The sequence below is a fragment of the Streptomyces mesophilus genome (genome assembly GCF_011044995.1).
Taxonomy (GTDB): domain Bacteria; phylum Actinomycetota; class Actinomycetes; order Streptomycetales; family Streptomycetaceae; genus Streptomyces; species Streptomyces mesophilus.
Map to the genome: position 1 here is coordinate 1 of NZ_JAAKZW010000195.1, position 15,687 is coordinate 15,687.

At 71.2% G+C, this 15,687-nt stretch carries 16 protein-coding genes; 15 read left to right on the plus strand and 1 reads right to left on the minus strand.

Going from position 1 to position 15,687, the window contains the following annotated elements:
• Window positions 1-98: 98 nt before the first annotated feature.
• Window positions 99-1,646 (minus strand): oxidoreductase, encoded by a 1,548-nt coding sequence (locus tag G6045_RS31450; protein ID WP_165335578.1) that lies wholly within the window; start codon window positions 1,644-1,646, stop codon window positions 99-101.
• A gap of 191 nt (window positions 1,647-1,837) precedes the next feature.
• Here G6045_RS31450 and G6045_RS31455 point away from each other — a divergent pair, with 191 nt between their 5' ends.
• From G6045_RS31455 to G6045_RS31525, 15 genes are all read left to right on the plus strand, one after another.
• On the plus strand, window positions 1,838-2,233 hold the full coding sequence (locus G6045_RS31455; protein WP_165335566.1) for a YrdB family protein: 396 nt from the start codon (window positions 1,838-1,840) through the stop codon (window positions 2,231-2,233).
• A gap of 142 nt (window positions 2,234-2,375) precedes the next feature.
• The gene (gene hisD, locus G6045_RS31460; RefSeq protein WP_165335567.1) at window positions 2,376-3,698 is read left to right on the plus strand and encodes a histidinol dehydrogenase; all 1,323 of its coding nucleotides are present in this window, start codon (window positions 2,376-2,378) and stop codon (window positions 3,696-3,698) included.
• 8 nt (window positions 3,699-3,706) lie between these two features.
• Window positions 3,707-4,822, plus strand: coding sequence for a histidinol-phosphate transaminase (locus tag G6045_RS31465; RefSeq protein ID WP_165335579.1), 1,116 nt, complete (start codon window positions 3,707-3,709; stop codon window positions 4,820-4,822).
• Window positions 4,819-5,412: an imidazoleglycerol-phosphate dehydratase HisB gene (gene hisB, locus G6045_RS31470; RefSeq protein ID WP_165335568.1), complete on the plus strand. Its 594-nt coding sequence runs from the start codon at window positions 4,819-4,821 to the stop codon at window positions 5,410-5,412. Before G6045_RS31465 ends, hisB begins: the two co-directional genes overlap by 4 nt.
• Before the next feature lie 3 nt (window positions 5,413-5,415).
• Window positions 5,416-5,580, plus strand: a complete 165-nt coding sequence (locus G6045_RS31475; RefSeq protein ID WP_165335569.1) for a hypothetical protein — start codon at window positions 5,416-5,418, stop codon at window positions 5,578-5,580.
• The gene (gene hisH, locus G6045_RS31480) at window positions 5,571-6,218 is read left to right on the plus strand and encodes an imidazole glycerol phosphate synthase subunit HisH (RefSeq protein ID WP_165335570.1); all 648 of its coding nucleotides are present in this window, start codon (window positions 5,571-5,573) and stop codon (window positions 6,216-6,218) included. The genes G6045_RS31475 and hisH overlap by 10 nt, the downstream gene beginning before the upstream one ends.
• Window positions 6,218-6,958: a bifunctional 1-(5-phosphoribosyl)-5-((5-phosphoribosylamino)methylideneamino)imidazole-4-carboxamide isomerase/phosphoribosylanthranilate isomerase PriA gene (priA, locus tag G6045_RS31485; protein ID WP_165335571.1), complete on the plus strand. Its 741-nt coding sequence runs from the start codon at window positions 6,218-6,220 to the stop codon at window positions 6,956-6,958. Before hisH ends, priA begins: the two co-directional genes overlap by 1 nt.
• On the plus strand, window positions 6,955-7,710 hold the full coding sequence (hisF, locus tag G6045_RS31490) for an imidazole glycerol phosphate synthase subunit HisF (RefSeq protein ID WP_165335572.1): 756 nt from the start codon (window positions 6,955-6,957) through the stop codon (window positions 7,708-7,710). The genes priA and hisF overlap by 4 nt, the downstream gene beginning before the upstream one ends.
• Before the next feature lie 129 nt (window positions 7,711-7,839).
• Window positions 7,840-9,084 (plus strand): DNA sulfur modification protein DndB, encoded by a 1,245-nt coding sequence (locus G6045_RS31495; protein WP_165335573.1) that lies wholly within the window; start codon window positions 7,840-7,842, stop codon window positions 9,082-9,084.
• Window positions 9,085-9,195: 111 nt separating this feature from the next.
• Entirely contained in the window at window positions 9,196-9,843 is a 648-nt protein-coding gene (locus G6045_RS31500; RefSeq protein ID WP_165335574.1) for an NYN domain-containing protein, read from the plus strand.
• A gap of 109 nt (window positions 9,844-9,952) precedes the next feature.
• On the plus strand, window positions 9,953-11,242 hold the full coding sequence (locus G6045_RS31505; RefSeq protein WP_328707968.1) for an MFS transporter: 1,290 nt from the start codon (window positions 9,953-9,955) through the stop codon (window positions 11,240-11,242).
• Window positions 11,243-11,347: 105 nt separating this feature from the next.
• Window positions 11,348-11,935, plus strand: a complete 588-nt coding sequence (locus G6045_RS31510; RefSeq protein ID WP_165335576.1) for an ArsR/SmtB family transcription factor — start codon at window positions 11,348-11,350, stop codon at window positions 11,933-11,935.
• Complete coding sequence (locus G6045_RS31515; RefSeq protein ID WP_408056384.1) at window positions 11,932-13,293, plus strand: MFS transporter; 1,362 nt, start codon at window positions 11,932-11,934, stop codon at window positions 13,291-13,293. The genes G6045_RS31510 and G6045_RS31515 overlap by 4 nt, the downstream gene beginning before the upstream one ends.
• 124 nt (window positions 13,294-13,417) lie before the next feature.
• Complete coding sequence (bdeA, locus tag G6045_RS31520) at window positions 13,418-14,344, plus strand: bis(hydroxyethyl) terephthalate hydrolase (protein WP_456243483.1); 927 nt, start codon at window positions 13,418-13,420, stop codon at window positions 14,342-14,344.
• Between the two features lie 105 nt (window positions 14,345-14,449).
• On the plus strand, window positions 14,450-15,687 hold a 1,238-nt coding region (locus G6045_RS31525; RefSeq protein WP_165335577.1), incomplete at its 3' end, for an ATP-binding protein.

Here is a 15,687-nt window from a genome sequence, read left to right on the forward strand (position 1 = left end):
TCCCGAAACCGGGGCTTCGCCCCGGACCCCGGCATCCGAACTTCGTTCGGATCTGCTCAAGCGCCGCAGGGGCTGGATTTGCCGGTCCGGCTGAGTGGTCACCCCCGCCGCAGCAGTCGCGAAGCCCCCGCCGCCACCGTTGTCGCCAGGACCCAGCCGAGGAGGACGAGGGAGGCGGCCAGCCACTGCCAGGGGCCCGCGACGCGCCAGTAGCCGTCCTGGCCGAGGTTCATGACCGGCAGGATCAGGTCGAGCGAGTACAGGACCGGCTGGTAATGGGGGCCCTCGCCGGACTTCATCGCCTCCGGGTCGTAGTGCGAGAAGGCATAGCCGCCGAGCGCCCACAGGACCGCCATCCACAACGCCGCACGGCCCGGCCGGTACCCGTACGCGACCGTCCAGTCCTGCAGGTAGCCCCAGAGCTTGCCCGCGACCGGGAGGGTCTGGCGGCGGCGGCGCTGTTTGGCGAGCAGGACCTCGCGGGCCTCGGAGTCCTCGCCGGTGTCGCGCAGCACCGCGGCAAGGCGTTCGTACGGTTCCGGGTTGTACTCGGGGGTGGCCGCCTCCACCCAGTCCAGGCGGGTGGGCAGCGGGAACTTGCCGACCGGGATGAGGTTCTCGTACGCGAAACCGTTCATCTGCAGATGCCCGGGGCCCGGCCAGCTCGCGGCCCTGTCGCGCAGGCTCGTCACCTTCGCGCCGGAGAGCACCACCGTGCCGCCCTCCGGCCGCTCACCGAGGAAGCGCAGCTCGGCGGTCTGCACCCGGCGCAGCGAGAGCTCGTGGTCCTCGCCCATGAGCAGCAGGGCGCGGTCGAAGTCGACCGCGTCGGTGAAGCGCCCGTCGTCAAGCCGGATGCCGCCGCGGCATTCGAACCGCTGGATCCGCACGCCGCGCGCCGGGGTCGCACCGGCCGTGAACACGGGATCCACTATGGCCGCCGGCGTCAGATACAGGGCGCGCTCGACGGTCAGCTGCGGGGCGTTCAGGGCGTACTTGCCCGTTTCGTTGAGCATCCGGCTGCCGCGCAGGCTCAGCGAGACGCCGACCTTCGCGCCGCGCATCCGGAACTCCCCGTAGGACTCCATGAGTTCGGCCTGCAGGTCCTGGCCGACCGAGAGCCCGTCCGCGTTGACCGTGCGGTCCTGGCGGTCGTGGTGCACCACGGCCTGGCTGAGCAGCAGATCTGTGCCGATCTGGGCGTCCGTGAGGCGGATGCCGCGGTGTACACGGCAGCGCGGCAGATGCAGATCGCCCTCGGTCTGCAGCCGGGCGGCCTCCAGGCGGGGGATCGAGCAGTTGAGCAGGCGCAGGGTGGTGAAGCGGCTCTCGGGAAGGGAGATCTCCTTCTCGAAGCGGCAGTCCTTCATCTCCACGTACGGGGTCACGGTGCCGCCCGCGACGTCGAGATAGCCGGTGATGCGCACACCCGTGAGCTTGATCGCGGCGACGCGTCCGTCGCGCGCCGGCGGACCCGCCAGCATCAGCATGCAGACGACCCGGGCCCGTACGCTGCGCTCCTCGCCCCAGTGGTGCACGCCGTGCGGGTCGTCGACCTCCGGGGCGCCGGTCGACAGGTCGTAGCGGGTCCCGTTCTGGAACGCCTGCCACATCCCCGCCTCGGCCGCCGTCAGGTCGTCCGGCATCTCCGTCGTCACTCGGTACGTCCCCTCCCGTACTCGTACACCTGTGTCATACGTACCGGTGTGATGCCCGGCCGGTGACCGGCTGAACGCTAGTGGTGCGGGAGATCCGAGGGGACCGGTATCGGCCAGGGGGCGCCTGTGCCACTCTGAGCCGCACGAGGCCCGCGCGGGCCGACCCTGGGGAGGGGCGCATGGCGGGTGGGCAGGCGCATGGGCGGCCGGCGCTCGACGGGCCGCCGTGGGTGGTGGCCAACGAGCTGCTGGCCTTCGTGATCGAGATGGGCGCCCTGGGTGCGCTCGCCTGGTGGGGTTTCGCCACCGGGGACGGCGTCCTGCTGAGCCTGCTCCTGGGGCTCGGCGCGCCCGCGGTGGCGATCGTGCTGTGGGGGCAGTTCGCGGCGCCGAAGGCGAAGCGGCCGCCGGGGCTGCCCGGCGTGCTCCTGGTGAAAGCCCTGGTCCTGGGCGGTGGCGCGGTGGCGCTGTACGGGCTCGGACACCCGGTCGCGGCCGTGATCGCGGCGGTCGTGGTGGTCGGGAACACGGCGGTTCTCGAGATCTTCCGTAAGCAGGCGGGGGCCGCGGCCTGACCGTGCGGCGATGACGGACAGGGGCCCGCACAAGGCCTGAGCCGGGCGGGGACCGGGTCGGGGCCGGAATGAGTCGGTGCGCTCGTATCAGCCAGTGGATACGCGCGACGACGCCGCGCGCCCGTCTGAGAGAATTGGGCACGTGATCTCTCGAATCGACCTGCGCGGCAGCGCCCTCCCCCAGGGCGCCGGCCTGCGCGCACTGCTGCCCCGAGCCGAGTTCGACGTCGCGGCCGCCCTGGACAAGGTGCGGCCCATCTGCGAGGACGTCCATCATCGGGGCGACGCGGCGCTGGTCGAGTACGCGGAGAAGTTCGACGGTGTGAAGCTGGCGAACGTACGGGTGCCGGCCGAGGCCCTGCGTACCGCGCTCGCCGAGCTCGACCCGCAGGTCAGGGCCGCCCTCGAGGAGTCCATCAAGCGGGCGCGCGCCGTGCACCGCGAGCAGCGCCGCAGCACGCACACCACCCAGGTCGTGCCCGGCGGATCCGTGACCGAGAAGTGGGTTCCGGTCGAGCGCGTGGGCCTCTATGCGCCCGGCGGCCGCTCGGTCTACCCGTCCTCCGTGATCATGAACGTGGTGCCCGCGCAGGAGGCCGGCGTCGAGTCGATCGCGCTCGCCTCGCCGGCCCAGGCCGAGTTCGACGGCCTTCCGCACCCGACGATCCTCGCCGCATGCGCGCTGCTCGGTGTCGACGAGGTGTACGCCGCGGGCGGTGCGACGGCCGTCGCGATGTTCGCGTACGGCACCGAGTCCTGCCCGCCCGCGAACATGGTGACCGGCCCCGGCAACATCTGGGTGGCCGCCGCCAAGCGCTACTTCACCGGCAAGATCGGCATCGACGCCGAGGCCGGTCCCACCGAGATCGCGGTCCTCGCCGACGACACGGCCGACCCCGTGCACGTGGCCTCCGACCTGATCAGCCAGGCCGAGCACGACCCGCTGGCCGCCGCCGTCCTCGTCACGGACAGCGAAGCGCTCGCCGCGGCCGTGGAGCGTGAGCTGGAGCCGCAGGTCGCGGCGTCCAAGCACATCGACGACCGGATCGTCCCCGCCCTCAAGGGCGAGCAGTCCGCGATCGTCCTCGTGGACACCCTGGAGGACGGTCTGAAGGTCGTCGATGCTTACGGCGCCGAGCACCTGGAGATCCAGACCGCCGACGCCACCGCGATGGCGGACCGGGTCAAGAACGCCGGTGCGATCTTCGTGGGCCCCTGGGCTCCCGTGTCGCTCGGCGACTACGCGGCCGGATCCAACCACGTGCTGCCCACCGGCGGCTGCGCCTGCCACTCCTCGGGTCTGAGCGTGCAGTCCTTCCTGCGCGGCATCCACATCGTGGACTACTCGCAGGACGCCCTCGCCGATGTCGCCCACCACGTGGTGACGCTGGCGGAGGCCGAGGATCTGCCCGCGCACGGTGCGGCGATCAAGGCGCGCTTCGGATGGAAGGTCCCGGGCAAGTGACACAGCACGTGACAGGTATCGACGACCTGCCCATCCGTGACGAGCTCAAGGGCAAGTCCCCTTACGGCGCCCCTCAGTTGGACGTCCCCGTCCGCCTGAACACCAACGAGAACCCGTACCCGCTGCCCGAGCCCCTCGTGCAGCGGATCGCCGAGCGCGTCGCCGAAGCGGCCCGGAGCCTCAACCGCTACCCCGACCGTGACGCCGTCGAGCTGCGCACCGAACTGGCCCGCTATCTCACGCGGACGGCGAAGCACCAGGTCGGCGTCGAGAACGTGTGGGCGGCCAACGGGTCCAACGAGGTCATCCAGCAGCTGCTTCAGACCTTCGGCGGCCCCGGCCGTACCGCGATCGGCTTCGAGCCCTCGTACTCGATGCACGGGCTGATCTCGCGCGGCACGGGCACCGGCTGGATCTCGGGACCGCGCAACGACGACTTCACCATCGACGTCGAGGCGGCGACGAAGGCGATCGCCGAGCACGCCCCGGACGTCACCTTCATCACCTCGCCCAACAACCCGACGGGCACGGCCGTGGAGGCCGAGACGGTGCTCGCGCTGTACGAGGCCGCGCAGGCCGCCAAGCCGTCCCTGGTGGTGGTCGACGAGGCGTACATCGAGTTCAGCCACGGCGACTCGCTGCTGCCGCTGATCGCGGGCCGCCCGAACCTCGTCGTCTCGCGCACCATGTCCAAGGCCTTCGGCGCGGCCGGTCTGCGCCTCGGCTATCTCGCCGCGCACCCCGCGGTCGTGGACGCGGTGCAGCTCGTACGGCTTCCGTACCACCTGTCGGCCGTCACCCAGGCCACCGCGCTCGCGGCCCTGGAGCACACCGACACGCTGCTCGCGTACGTGGAGCAGCTGAAGCAGGAGCGCGACCGGCTCGTCGGCGAGCTGCGCGCGCTCGGCTATGAAGTCACCCCGTCCGACGCCAACTTCGTGCAGTTCGGACGATTCGAGGGCGAGGGCGGCGCCCACGCCGTATGGCAGCAGATCCTCGACCGGGGCGTCCTGGTCAGGGACAACGGCGTACCGGGGTGGCTGCGCGTCACCGCCGGCACACCGGAAGAGAACGACGCGTTCCTCGACGCGGTACGAGACCTCAAGAAGGAGCACAGCGCATGAGCCGCATCGGCCGCGTGGAGCGTACGACCAAGGAGACGGCGGTGGTCGTCGAGATCGACCTCGACGGCACCGGAAAGGTCGATGTGTCGACCGGGGTCGGCTTCTACGACCACATGCTCGACCAGCTCGGCCGGCACGGCCTGTTCGACCTCACGGTGAAGACCGAGGGCGACCTCCACATCGACTCGCACCACACGATCGAGGACACCGCGCTCGCCCTCGGCGCCGCCTTCAAGCAGGCGCTCGGCGACAAGGTCGGCATCTACCGGTTCGGCAACTGCACCGTCCCGCTGGACGAGTCGCTCGCCCAGGTGACGGTCGACCTGTCGGGCCGCCCGTACCTCGTGCACACCGAGCCCGAGAAGATGGCGCCGATGATCGGCGAGTACGACACGACGATGACCCGGCACATCCTGGAGTCCTTCGTGGCGCAGGCGCAGATCGCGCTGCACGTCCACGTGCCGTACGGGCGCAATGCCCACCACATCGTCGAGTGCCAGTTCAAGGCCCTGGCCCGCGCGCTGCGTTACGCCTGTGAGCGCGACCCGCGTGCGGCCGGCATCCTCCCCTCCACGAAGGGTGCGCTCTAACTCATGAACGGCACTTCGACCGCTTTCATCCTCGTCGGGCTCTTCCTGGCCGGCGGTGTGTACTCCTTCGTGAAGCAGGGGATGTCCAAGAGTCTGGTCACCCTCCTTTCCATCGGCGCCGCCATGTGCCTGATCGCGGGCATCCTCCGCCTGGAGGTGTGGAACTGATGACCGCGAAGAAGGTCGTCGTCTTCGACTACGGCTTCGGCAACGTCCGTTCCGCCGAGCGCGCCCTCGCCCGGGTCGGCGCGGATGTCGAGATAACCCGCGACTACGACAAGGCCATGAACGCCGACGGGCTCCTGGTGCCCGGCGTCGGCGCCTTCGCCGCCTGTATGAACGGTCTCAAGCAGGCGCGCGGCGACTGGATCGTCGGCCGCCGACTGTCCGGCGGCCGCCCGGTGATGGGCATCTGCGTCGGCATGCAGATCCTCTTCGAGCGCGGCATCGAGCACGGCGTGGAGACCGAGGGCCTCGACGAGTGGCCCGGCACGGTCGGCCCGCTGCAGGCCGACGTGGTCCCGCACATGGGCTGGAACACCGTCGAACCCCCGTCCGGCACCCGGCAGTTCGCCGGTCTCGACGCGGACGCCCGCTTCTACTTCGTGCACTCGTACGCGGTCCACGACTGGTCGCTCGAGGTCCACAACCCCACCATCACCGCCCCGCTCGTCACCTGGTCGACGCACGGCAAGCCCTTCGTGGCCGCCGTGGAGAACGGTGCGCTGTGGGCCACCCAGTTCCACCCCGAGAAGTCCGGCGACGCCGGTGCGCAGCTCCTGACCAACTGGATCGGAACCCTCTGATGTCCCCTTCCGCTTCTGAGAAGCTCGAACTCCTGCCCGCCGTCGACGTCCGCGACGGCCAGGCCGTCCGCCTCGTGCACGGTGAATCCGGCAGCGAGACCTCGTACGGCTCCCCGCTCGAAGCCGCCCTCGCGTGGCAGAGCGCGGGCGCCGAATGGCTGCATCTCGTGGACCTGGACGCCGCGTTCGGCACCGGCGACAACCGTGCGCTGATCGCCGAGGTCGCCGGCGCGATGGACATCAAGGTCGAGCTCTCCGGCGGCATCCGCGACGACGCCTCCCTGGAGGCCGCGCTCGCCACCGGCTGCACCCGGGTCAACCTGGGCACCGCCGCCCTGGAGACCCCCGAGTGGGTCGCCAAGGTCATCGCGTCGCACGGCGACAAGATCGCGGTGGGTCTCGACGTACGCGGTACGACGCTGCGCGGCCGCGGCTGGACCCGCGACGGCGGCGACCTCTACGAGACCCTGGAGCGCCTCAACTCCGAGGGCTGCGCCCGCTATGTCGTGACCGACATCGCCAAGGACGGCACGTTGCAGGGCCCCAACCTGGAGCTCCTGCGCAACGTCTGCGCGGCGACCGACCGCCCCGTCGTCGCCTCGGGCGGCGTCTCGTCGCTCGACGACCTGCGCGCGATCGCCTCGCTCGTCCCGCTGGGCGTCGAGGGCTCGATCGTCGGCAAGGCGCTCTACGCCAAGCAGTTCACGCTGGAAGAGGCCCTGGAGGCCGTGTCCTCATGACTCTCGCCGTCCGTGTGATCCCCTGCCTGGACGTCGACAACGGCCGGGTCGTCAAGGGCGTCAACTTCCAGAACCTGCGCGATGCGGGCGACCCCGTCGAGATGGCCAAGGTCTACGACGCCGAGGGCGCCGACGAGTTGACCTTCCTCGACATCACCGCCTCGTCGGGCAACCGCGAGACCACCTACGACGTGGTCCGCCGCACCGCCGAGCAGGTCTTCATCCCGCTCACGGTCGGCGGCGGCGTGCGCACCGCCGAGGACGTGAACAAGCTGCTGCGCGCCGGCGCGGACAAGGTGGGCGTGAACACGGCCGCCATCGAGCGTCCCGACCTGATCCGTGAGATCGCCGAGCGCTTCGGCCGCCAGGTCCTCGTCCTCTCGGTCGACGCCCGCCGCACCGAGTCGGGCTCCTTCGAGGTCACGACGCACGGCGGCCGTAAGTCCGCGGGCATCGACGCCGTCGAATGGGCCCACCAGGCGGCCGAGTTGGGCGCGGGCGAGATCCTGCTCAACTCGATGGACGCGGACGGCACCAAGGACGGCTACGACATCGAGATGATCGAGGCCGTACGCAAGCACGTCACCGTTCCCGTGATCGCCTCGGGCGGCGCCGGCCGGCTGGAGCACTTCGCCCCCGCGGTGGCGGCGGGCGCCGACGCGGTCCTGGCCGCGTCCGTCTTCCACTTCGGCGATCTGCGGATCGGCGAGGTGAAGTCGGCGCTGCGGGACGCCGGGCACGTGGTGCGCTGAACGCCGCGGCGGAGTTTGCCGCGTCGAGCCCCCTCAGGGTTGCCGCCGGTCTTTCTCGAGAAAAAACCTGCGGCAACCTTGAGTTGAGCCCTAACCTGGTCCAAGTAGGCAATGTGGCCAGGGAGTTGGGTGGGGACTGTGGCGAAGACCGGTACGGGTGCGTTCGATCCCTCGGCGGGGCAGTTCATCCGCTGTATGCCGGTGGACGGCCGGACCACCCATATACAGGTGCAGTTCAAGCAGCTGCGCGTCGTCACCCATGACCCGGTGGCCCTCCAGCCGGGGAACGCGCGGCTGCGCCCCAGCGACGTCACGGAAGAGGACGTCGAGCTGCACGCGGAGGTCCAGCGGGGCATCGAGCACAGCAAGAAGTCCAACATCCCCAGCTACGCGGAGTACATCCTGGGGCATGTGACGGGGGAGCAGGTCGGCGTGCTGCCGCCCATGCACCTGTGGACCGAACGAGAGCTGTCCATCCACCAGTTCCCGGACCAGGACGGCGTCGTCCAGCACTTCCTGTGTGTGCCGCACGGCCTGAACCTGATCGCCATCGACGGTGAGACGCAGCTGGCGAGCCACTACCACCTCCAGCGGGACCCGACGCTCGGTCAGGAGGTCAAGGAGCGCCTTGCCGCGGCGCAGCTGAGCGCTGTCGTGCATGACGCGAGGCCGGCCCTGGAGGCCCGCAAGTTCTTCTACGACCTCAACGTCCTGGGCGTGAAGGTGAACACCACGATCGCCCTCGCGATGGACACCACCGACCCGCTGATGGGCATCGTGGGCAGGCTCTCCGAGGACGTGCCGTTCTTCCGCGGCAAGGTGGAGCGGATCTCCCGCCAGATCAAGAAGAACAGCCTCAAGGTCATCAAGGTGCAGGATCTGCGGCAGGTCGTCGTCAACATGGTGCACGGCATCGCCGGAGTGCAGTACGGGGCCAAGCCGGCCCCCGTCGACAAGGTCGCCCTGGACGAGCTGGAGACGGTGGCCAGGGAGTGGCTCACGGCGTACACGGAGGCTTTTGGTGCCGAGCTGACGGACCGGGAGACCTGCGTGGCCGGCACGGGTACGGTGCTCGCCGCTGTCGGTGCGCTCGGCCAGAGCCTGCTCGACGCCCCTGCCGAGGAGCGGCCCGGCCGTCGCGATGCACTGATCGCGAGCCTCGCGCAGATCGACTGGCGCAAGGGCGACCACTGGCTCGGCACGGTGCTGACCCAGACCCCCAAGGGCAACTACACGATCAACGGGCCCAAGCAGTCCGCGTACGCCGTCCATGCGGCGCTCTCCCACGACGGCACCGCGGCGTACCGCAGGGTGAGGCATCAGCCGGAGCCGACGTCCGCACCCGAAGAGCCCGCGGGGGAGTCCGCCGCGTAGCCCACGGCAGCCGACGCAAAAAAACGGCCCCGTCGCCGGGGCCGTTCCTGTCGGCTTGCGCCGAACTCGTACATCCAGACTAGCAGCCAGCCCTTCGGCCGGGAGAAGCTCGTGAGCACCGTCATCGCCTACGTCGACGGATTCAATCTCTACTACGGAATGCGTGCGAAGTACGGCCACCGCTACTACTGGCTGGACCTCGCGGCCCTGGTCAGAAGGGTGCGGCCGCAGGACTCGCTGGTCGGCGTCCGCTACTTCACGGCGCCCGTACGGGGAGAGCCCGCGGCGGCCGCGAACCAGTCGGTCTACCTGGACGCGCTGGCCGCGCACAGTCCGGCGGAGGTCGAGACGGTGCTCGGCCGGTTCGCCGCGAAGCGGCTGCGCTGCAAGACCTGCCGCGGACCCCTGACGTGCGCCTGCACACCGCCGGTCAGCCACCGGACGTACGAGGAGAAGGCGACCGATGTCGCGATCGGCGCCCGTCTCGTGGAGGACAGCGCCCTGCGGGCCTCGGACGTGGCCCTGATCGTCTCGGCCGACACGGATCTGGTGCCGGCCATCGAGGCCGCGCAGCGCCTCGATCCCGCGCGTGCGATCTATATGGCTCTGCCGCCGGGCCATATGCGGCCCAGCCGGCACTTCAGCACGGTCGGCTACTTCAACATCAACGAGTCGGCGCTGCGCGCCTGCCAGCTCCCGGCGCTCGTCAAGGACGCGGTCTCGGGGGCGGTGTACGCCCGTCCGGCCAAGTGGCACTGAGGGTGCTCCGGAGTGCTCTGCGGGCGGTTGCGCGGGGCTGGCGGCTGCCGCCTCTCACCCTATGGAAATCGCTTGCCCCGTACGGCAGTCGGCGCGATCATCGCCGTTCGTGACTGCTGACGCTCGCTCGCACACGAAATCGTCCGGAACCTCCGCAACTGAACCGTCCGCGCCGCTCCCCGTCCACCGCGACGGCAACGTCCTGCGCTGGCTCAGCGCGTACGCCGCCTCCATGGTCGGCGACAGCGTGTACTTTCTGGCCCTCGGCTGGGCCGCCGCCCAAGTCGCGGGGCCCGCGCAGGTGGGCGTGGTGATGGCCGTCGGTGCCGTACCGCGGGCGTTGCTGATGCTCGGCGGGGGAGTGGTCGCCGACCGGTTCGGGCCGCGCAAGGTCGTGATCGGCTCGGACGCGGTCCGCTCGCTCCTGATCCTCGCCGCGGCCGCCGCCCTGTGGCTGGCCACCCCCGGCCTCTGGCTCCTCGTGGCGCTCGCGCTGCTCTTCGGTGTCGTGGACGCCCTGTTCATGCCCGCCGTCGGGGCGCTGCCGACGCGGATCACCTCGCGGGGCGAGCTGATGCGGCTGCTCGGCTTCAAGGCCTTCGTGGACCGCATGGGCCGGCTGGCCGGGCCGCCGACGGCCGGGTTCGCGCTCGGCGTGGGCGGTCCCGAGGCGGCCTTCGCGGCGGCGGGCGTGCTGTTCGCCCTGTCGCTCGCGCTGCTGATCGCCGTACGGATCGCGCCGGTGCTGCCCGACGATGCGGTGGCCGAAGGGGCACAACGCACCTCGGCCTGGCGGGAGTTGAGGGACGGTCTCGGTTACGTCCGCCGGCATCCCGTGGTCGGCCCGCTGGTCGTGTCCGGCGCCATCAGCCAGATCGGCATCACCCCGCCGCTCACTGTGGGCATCGTGCTGCTCGGCGAGGAGCGCGGCTGGAGCCCCGCGGGAGTCGGCCTCATCCTGGGCGCGATGGCGCTCGGCGCGGGGATCAGCACGCTCGGACTCGCCGTCGCCGGACGGTTCCCCCGGGCCGGCCTCTGGGCGACGGTGACCCTCGCGGTGGCGTCCGTCGCGATCGGCGCCATCGGACTGCTGCCGACCGTCGCCGGCGCCGCGGCCGTGGCGCTGCTCGCGGGTCTGGTGAGCGGGATATGCGGCGGCCTCTCCTCGACGCTGATCCAGGCCAACACCGAGCCCGGCTATCTGGGCCGGGTCTCCTCGGTGATGGCCTTCACGGCGGTGGGTCTGACACCGCTGTTCTTCCCGGTGGGCGGCTGGGCGGCCGGGGTGTGGGGCGCGCAGCCGGTGTTCGTCGTGGGCGGCGCGGTCAGCATGGCGGCCGCTCTGCTGCCGCTGGCTGCCCGCGCCGTCTGGCGTGCGGAGCTGCCCGACAAGCGCTGAGTGCTCCAGAGCGGGGCGTGGCCCACGCCCACTCACGTCAAGATAGGAAAGGAAAGTTGCGCAAAATTAGTTGTGCAACTTTTCTTTCCTATCTACCTTGGGGGCATGGCAGAGAAGAAGGCACGGCAGATCACGGACGTCGAGACGCTCAAGGCGCTCGGCCATCCGCTGCGCATGAAGCTGTTCCGCGCGGTCTACGCGGCGCGCACCGCGACGGCCTCGCAGCTCGCGCAGACCGTGAACGAGGCGGTCTCGCTGGTCAGCTATCACCTGCGCACGCTCGCCAAGCACGGCCTGATCGAGGAGGCCGAGGGGCAGGGGAGCGACGGGCGTGAGCGCTGGTGGAAGCCGGCCGCGCAGTCGCTGACCATCAGCGACGAGGACTTCATCGACGAGCCCGGCAAGGCGGCCGCCCACCGCTCGGTCACGCGGCTCTTCCAGGACCAGCGTGCCGAGCTGTACGCGCGTTACGTCGACGAGAAGGCCGCTTGGGGCGCCGAGTGGCGGAAGGCGGCCTTCGACTCGGAGTATCTGCCCCGGCTGACCGCGCCCGAACTTGCCTCGCTGAGCAAGGAGTTGGACGCGGTACTGCGCAAGTACGACGAGGCCGGCCGCGCGGCCGAGGCGGCGGGTGAGACCGAGGGCCGCGAGCAGATCGCCGTCCACCTCTACGGCTTTCCCTTCCGCCCGTGAGCGCCCCGACGAGCGCTTCGTCGAGCGCCCCGACGAGCGTTCCGTCGAGCGGCATAGCCGAGGCCGTCGACCGCCCCGCCCACCGCGACCCCAACGTCCTGCGCTGGCTCGGCGCCTACGGCTCCTCGATGATCGGCGACGCCGTCTACTTCATCGCCCTGTCGTGGGCCGCCGCCCGCACCGGCAGCGCGGGTCAGGCCGGGCTCGTCCTCGCGATCAGCGCCGTGCCACGTGCTCTGCTGATGCTGTACGGAGGGGTGATCGCCGACCGCTTCGGGCCGCGCCGTGTCGTCATCGGCTCGGACGCCGTGCGCTTCGCCGTGATCCTCGTCGCCGCCGGTGTCCTGGTCGCCGCGCAGCCGGGGATCTGGTTCCTCGCGGTGATCGCCCTGGTCTTCGGCGCGGTCGACGCGGTCTTCATGCCGGCGGTCGGCGCGCTTCCCCCGCGTATCACCGCACCGTCCCAACTCGCCCGCGTCCAGGGCCTGCGCGGACTCGCCGCCCGGATCGCCCTGGTCACCGGCGGTCCCGTGGGCGGGTTCGCGGTCGCGGCAGGCGGCTCGGCGGCGGCGTTCGCTGTGGCGGCCGCGCTGTTCGCCGTATCCCTGGTGCTGCTTCTTGCCGTACGCGTAAGGGAGTTGGCGCCCGATGACAAGGCGGGGGAGGGGCGGCCGGAGACCGGCCACCTGCGCGCCGGACTGCGCTACATCCGCCGGCACAAGGTGCTGCTGCCGCTGATCGTCGCGATGGGCGTGACCGAGCTCGGCTTCTCGGGTCCCGCCAACATCGGCCTCGTGCTGCTCGCCGACGAACGGGGCTGGGGTGCCTCGGGGATGGGCCTGACCATCGCGGGCTTCGGGGTCGGCGCGGGCGCGGCCTCGCTGCTGCTCGCGGTGCGCGGACGACTGCCGCGTGCGGGCCTGGTGCGGGCGTGCGCGGAGACCGGCGGAGCGGTGGCGCTGGCGGCGATCGCCTTCGCGCCCTCGGTGGCACTGGCGGCCGTGGCCGGTCTGTTCGTCGGGCTGCTCGCGGGGACGAGCGGCGCGCTGAGCGGGGCACTGCTGCAGACCCAGTCCGACCCCGCGTACATCGGCCGCGTCACCTCCGTCCACATGCTGCTCGCGCTGGGCCTCGCACCCCTCTGCTACCCGATCACCGGTGCCGCGATCGGGATCTGGGGCTCGCGGCCGGTGTTCGTGGCGAGCGCCTGCTTGATCGTGGTCGGCTCGGCGATCGGTCTCGCGTCGCGCTCGCTGCGTACGGCGGAACTGCCGGGGGCCACGCCGTCGGAACCGGCACGGCCGGACGGCGCACACGAGGTGAACGTGCCTGTGGCGGGGGCGAGTTCGGCAGGGTGACCCGGAGTGCCGCCACGGATGACCCTCCGTGCCGGGACTGGTGATTTCGCCGATGCACGGATTCCGGTTCCGCCGTGACAGTGGCGCCTGTCACCCACTGTTCCAGCGAGAGGAACCCTTCGTCGTGCAGCAGTTCACCGAAGAGAGCCGCACCCCCACCGCCGGACGGAACAAGGGCCGCACCCGCGCGGTCCGCACCGGACTCGCCGCGCTCATGGCCGTCGGCGCGCTGATGACCTCGGGGACCGTCAGTGCCCATGGCGCGGACAACCCCTACGAGCGCGGTCCTGCGCCCAGCCAGTCCAGCATCGAGGCCTCACGCGGCCCGTACTCCGTGTCCCAGACCTCGGTCTCCTCCCTGAGCGCCTCAGGGTTCGGCGGCGGCACCATCTACTACCCGACCACCACGAGCGACGGCACCTTCGGCGCGGTGGTCATCTCACCCGGATTCACTGCGTACGAGTCCTCCATCGCCTGGCTCGGACCGCGTCTGGCCTCACAGGGCTTCGTGGTGTTCACCATCGACACCCTCAGCACGGTCGACCAGCCCGCCAGCCGGGGCCGCCAACTCCTCGCGGCACTTGACCACTTGACCCAGCGCAGCACCGTGCGCGGCCGGGTCGACGCCACCCGCCTCGGCGTCATGGGTCACTCCATGGGCGGCGGCGGAACCCTCGAGGCCGCCAAGAGCCGGCCTTCGCTCCAGGCGGCGATACCGCTCACCGGCTGGCACACCGACAAGACCTGGCCCGAACTGCGCACGCCCACGCTCATCGTGGGCGCGGACGGCGACACCGTGGCGTCGGTGTCCTCGCACTCCGAGCCGTTCTACCAGAGCCTGCCGAGCACCCTCGACAAGGCGTATCTGGAGCTCAACGGCGCTTCGCACTTCACGCCGAACTCCTCGAACACGACCATCGCGAAGTACAGCATTTCCTGGCTGAAGCGGTTCATCGACAACGACACCCGCTACGAGCAGTTCCTGTGCCCGCTGCCACGGCCGAGCTCGACGATCGAGGAGTACCGGGGCAACTGCCCGCACACCGGCTGATCCCGGCGCGGGATTCCGGCCGCGTTGCGGCTGGGTTCCGGTCGCGTTGCCGCGGGATTGCGTCCGGGGTTCCGCACGTGGTTACGCGGCAGTAGCGTGCGATGCGTGACCGGAGCGGAATGGGCGGATCCAGGGGCCCGGCTGTACGGCCGGGACCGTGAACTGGCCTGGTGCGGACGCCTGTTGGCGCAGCTCGGGGCCGGCCGGGGCGGGTCCCTTGTGGTCACCGGCGACCCCGGCCTCGGGCGTACGGCGCTGCTGCGGCACCTCGCCGGCACGTTCACGGGCGGGACGGCGTGCTATGTGCCCGCCGTCCCGCCGCGGGGCCTGCGCGGCGGTGTGCTCGGGCAGCTCTACGCCGGACACCCGGCCGGCCGGCTGCGGTCCGCACTCCTGTCGGCCGCCCGGTCGGGGCCGCTCCTGGTGTGTGTGGACGACCTGCACCTGTGGCCCGACTCCCCTCGGGCCGCGCTGTACGCCGTGGCTCGGGGGCTGGCCGCCGAGTCGGCCCCCGTCGCGCTGATCCTGTCCGTCGCCGCCCATCGTGCCGCGGGCCTGTCCGAGGACCTGCCGGTCCTGCGGCTCGCCCCGCTGGACGATGCGGCGGCGGACGCACTTCTGGAACGGCTCCTCACGGACCGGGCCGTGCCGACGGACGTAGGTGATGGACTTCTGCGGGCGGACGTACGTGATGGGCTTCTGCGGGCGGATGTACGCGAAGGGCTTCTGCAGGCGGACGACGTACGCGAAGGGCTTCTGGGCGCGGACGTACGCGAAGGGCTTCTGCGGGCGGCGGGCGGCAGTCCGCTGGTCCTGCGGGAGTTGGTGGCGGGGCTTGCCCTGAGGGGCGGTGCAGTCGGCTCTCCGGGCCCGGCAACGGAGTTCGAGCTCCGTGCGGCCGCCTCTCCGAGCCCGGCAACGGCCCCTCGACCGGACGCCGCAGGGACCCTGTCCCCGGCTGCGGAAGCCCCGCTCGTCGACCCCCGTACCGCTCAGGCCCTCCGGCTCGTGGAAGCCGCTGAGCGGGCCCGGCTCGAAGGGCGGCCGGACCGGGCGGCGCGGTTGCTCGCTCCTGTACGGCGGCTCGAGTTGCCCGACTGGGTGACCGGGCAGGTCGAACTGGTCCACGGCCTGCTGGAGTTGGGCGACGGACCGATCGCCGACGCGCGGGCCTCCCTGCTGCTCGCCGCCCGCCGGCTGGCGGACCGCGACCCGGCCCAGGCGCTGCGCGCACACCTCGCCGCCGCCGAGGCGTCCTGGGCGATGGGCGACGCCGCCGCATACCGGGAAGCCCTGGCACCCCTGATCACGGACGCGCGGGGGGCGGGCGCGGACCCTGAGGG

Coding starts and splice junctions, on each gene's coding strand:
- G6045_RS31450 (WP_165335578.1), bottom strand. CDS start 1,646: ATGCCGGACGACCTGACGGCGGCCGAGGCGGGGATGTGGCAGGCGTTC.
- G6045_RS31455 (WP_165335566.1), top strand. CDS start 1,838: ATGGCGGGTGGGCAGGCGCATGGGCGGCCGGCGCTCGACGGGCCGCCG.
- hisB (WP_165335568.1), top strand. CDS start 4,819: ATGAGCCGCATCGGCCGCGTGGAGCGTACGACCAAGGAGACGGCGGTG.
- G6045_RS31475 (WP_165335569.1), top strand. CDS start 5,416: ATGAACGGCACTTCGACCGCTTTCATCCTCGTCGGGCTCTTCCTGGCC.
- priA (WP_165335571.1), top strand. CDS start 6,218: ATGTCCCCTTCCGCTTCTGAGAAGCTCGAACTCCTGCCCGCCGTCGAC.
- hisF (WP_165335572.1), top strand. CDS start 6,955: ATGACTCTCGCCGTCCGTGTGATCCCCTGCCTGGACGTCGACAACGGC.
- G6045_RS31510 (WP_165335576.1), top strand. CDS start 11,348: ATGGCAGAGAAGAAGGCACGGCAGATCACGGACGTCGAGACGCTCAAG.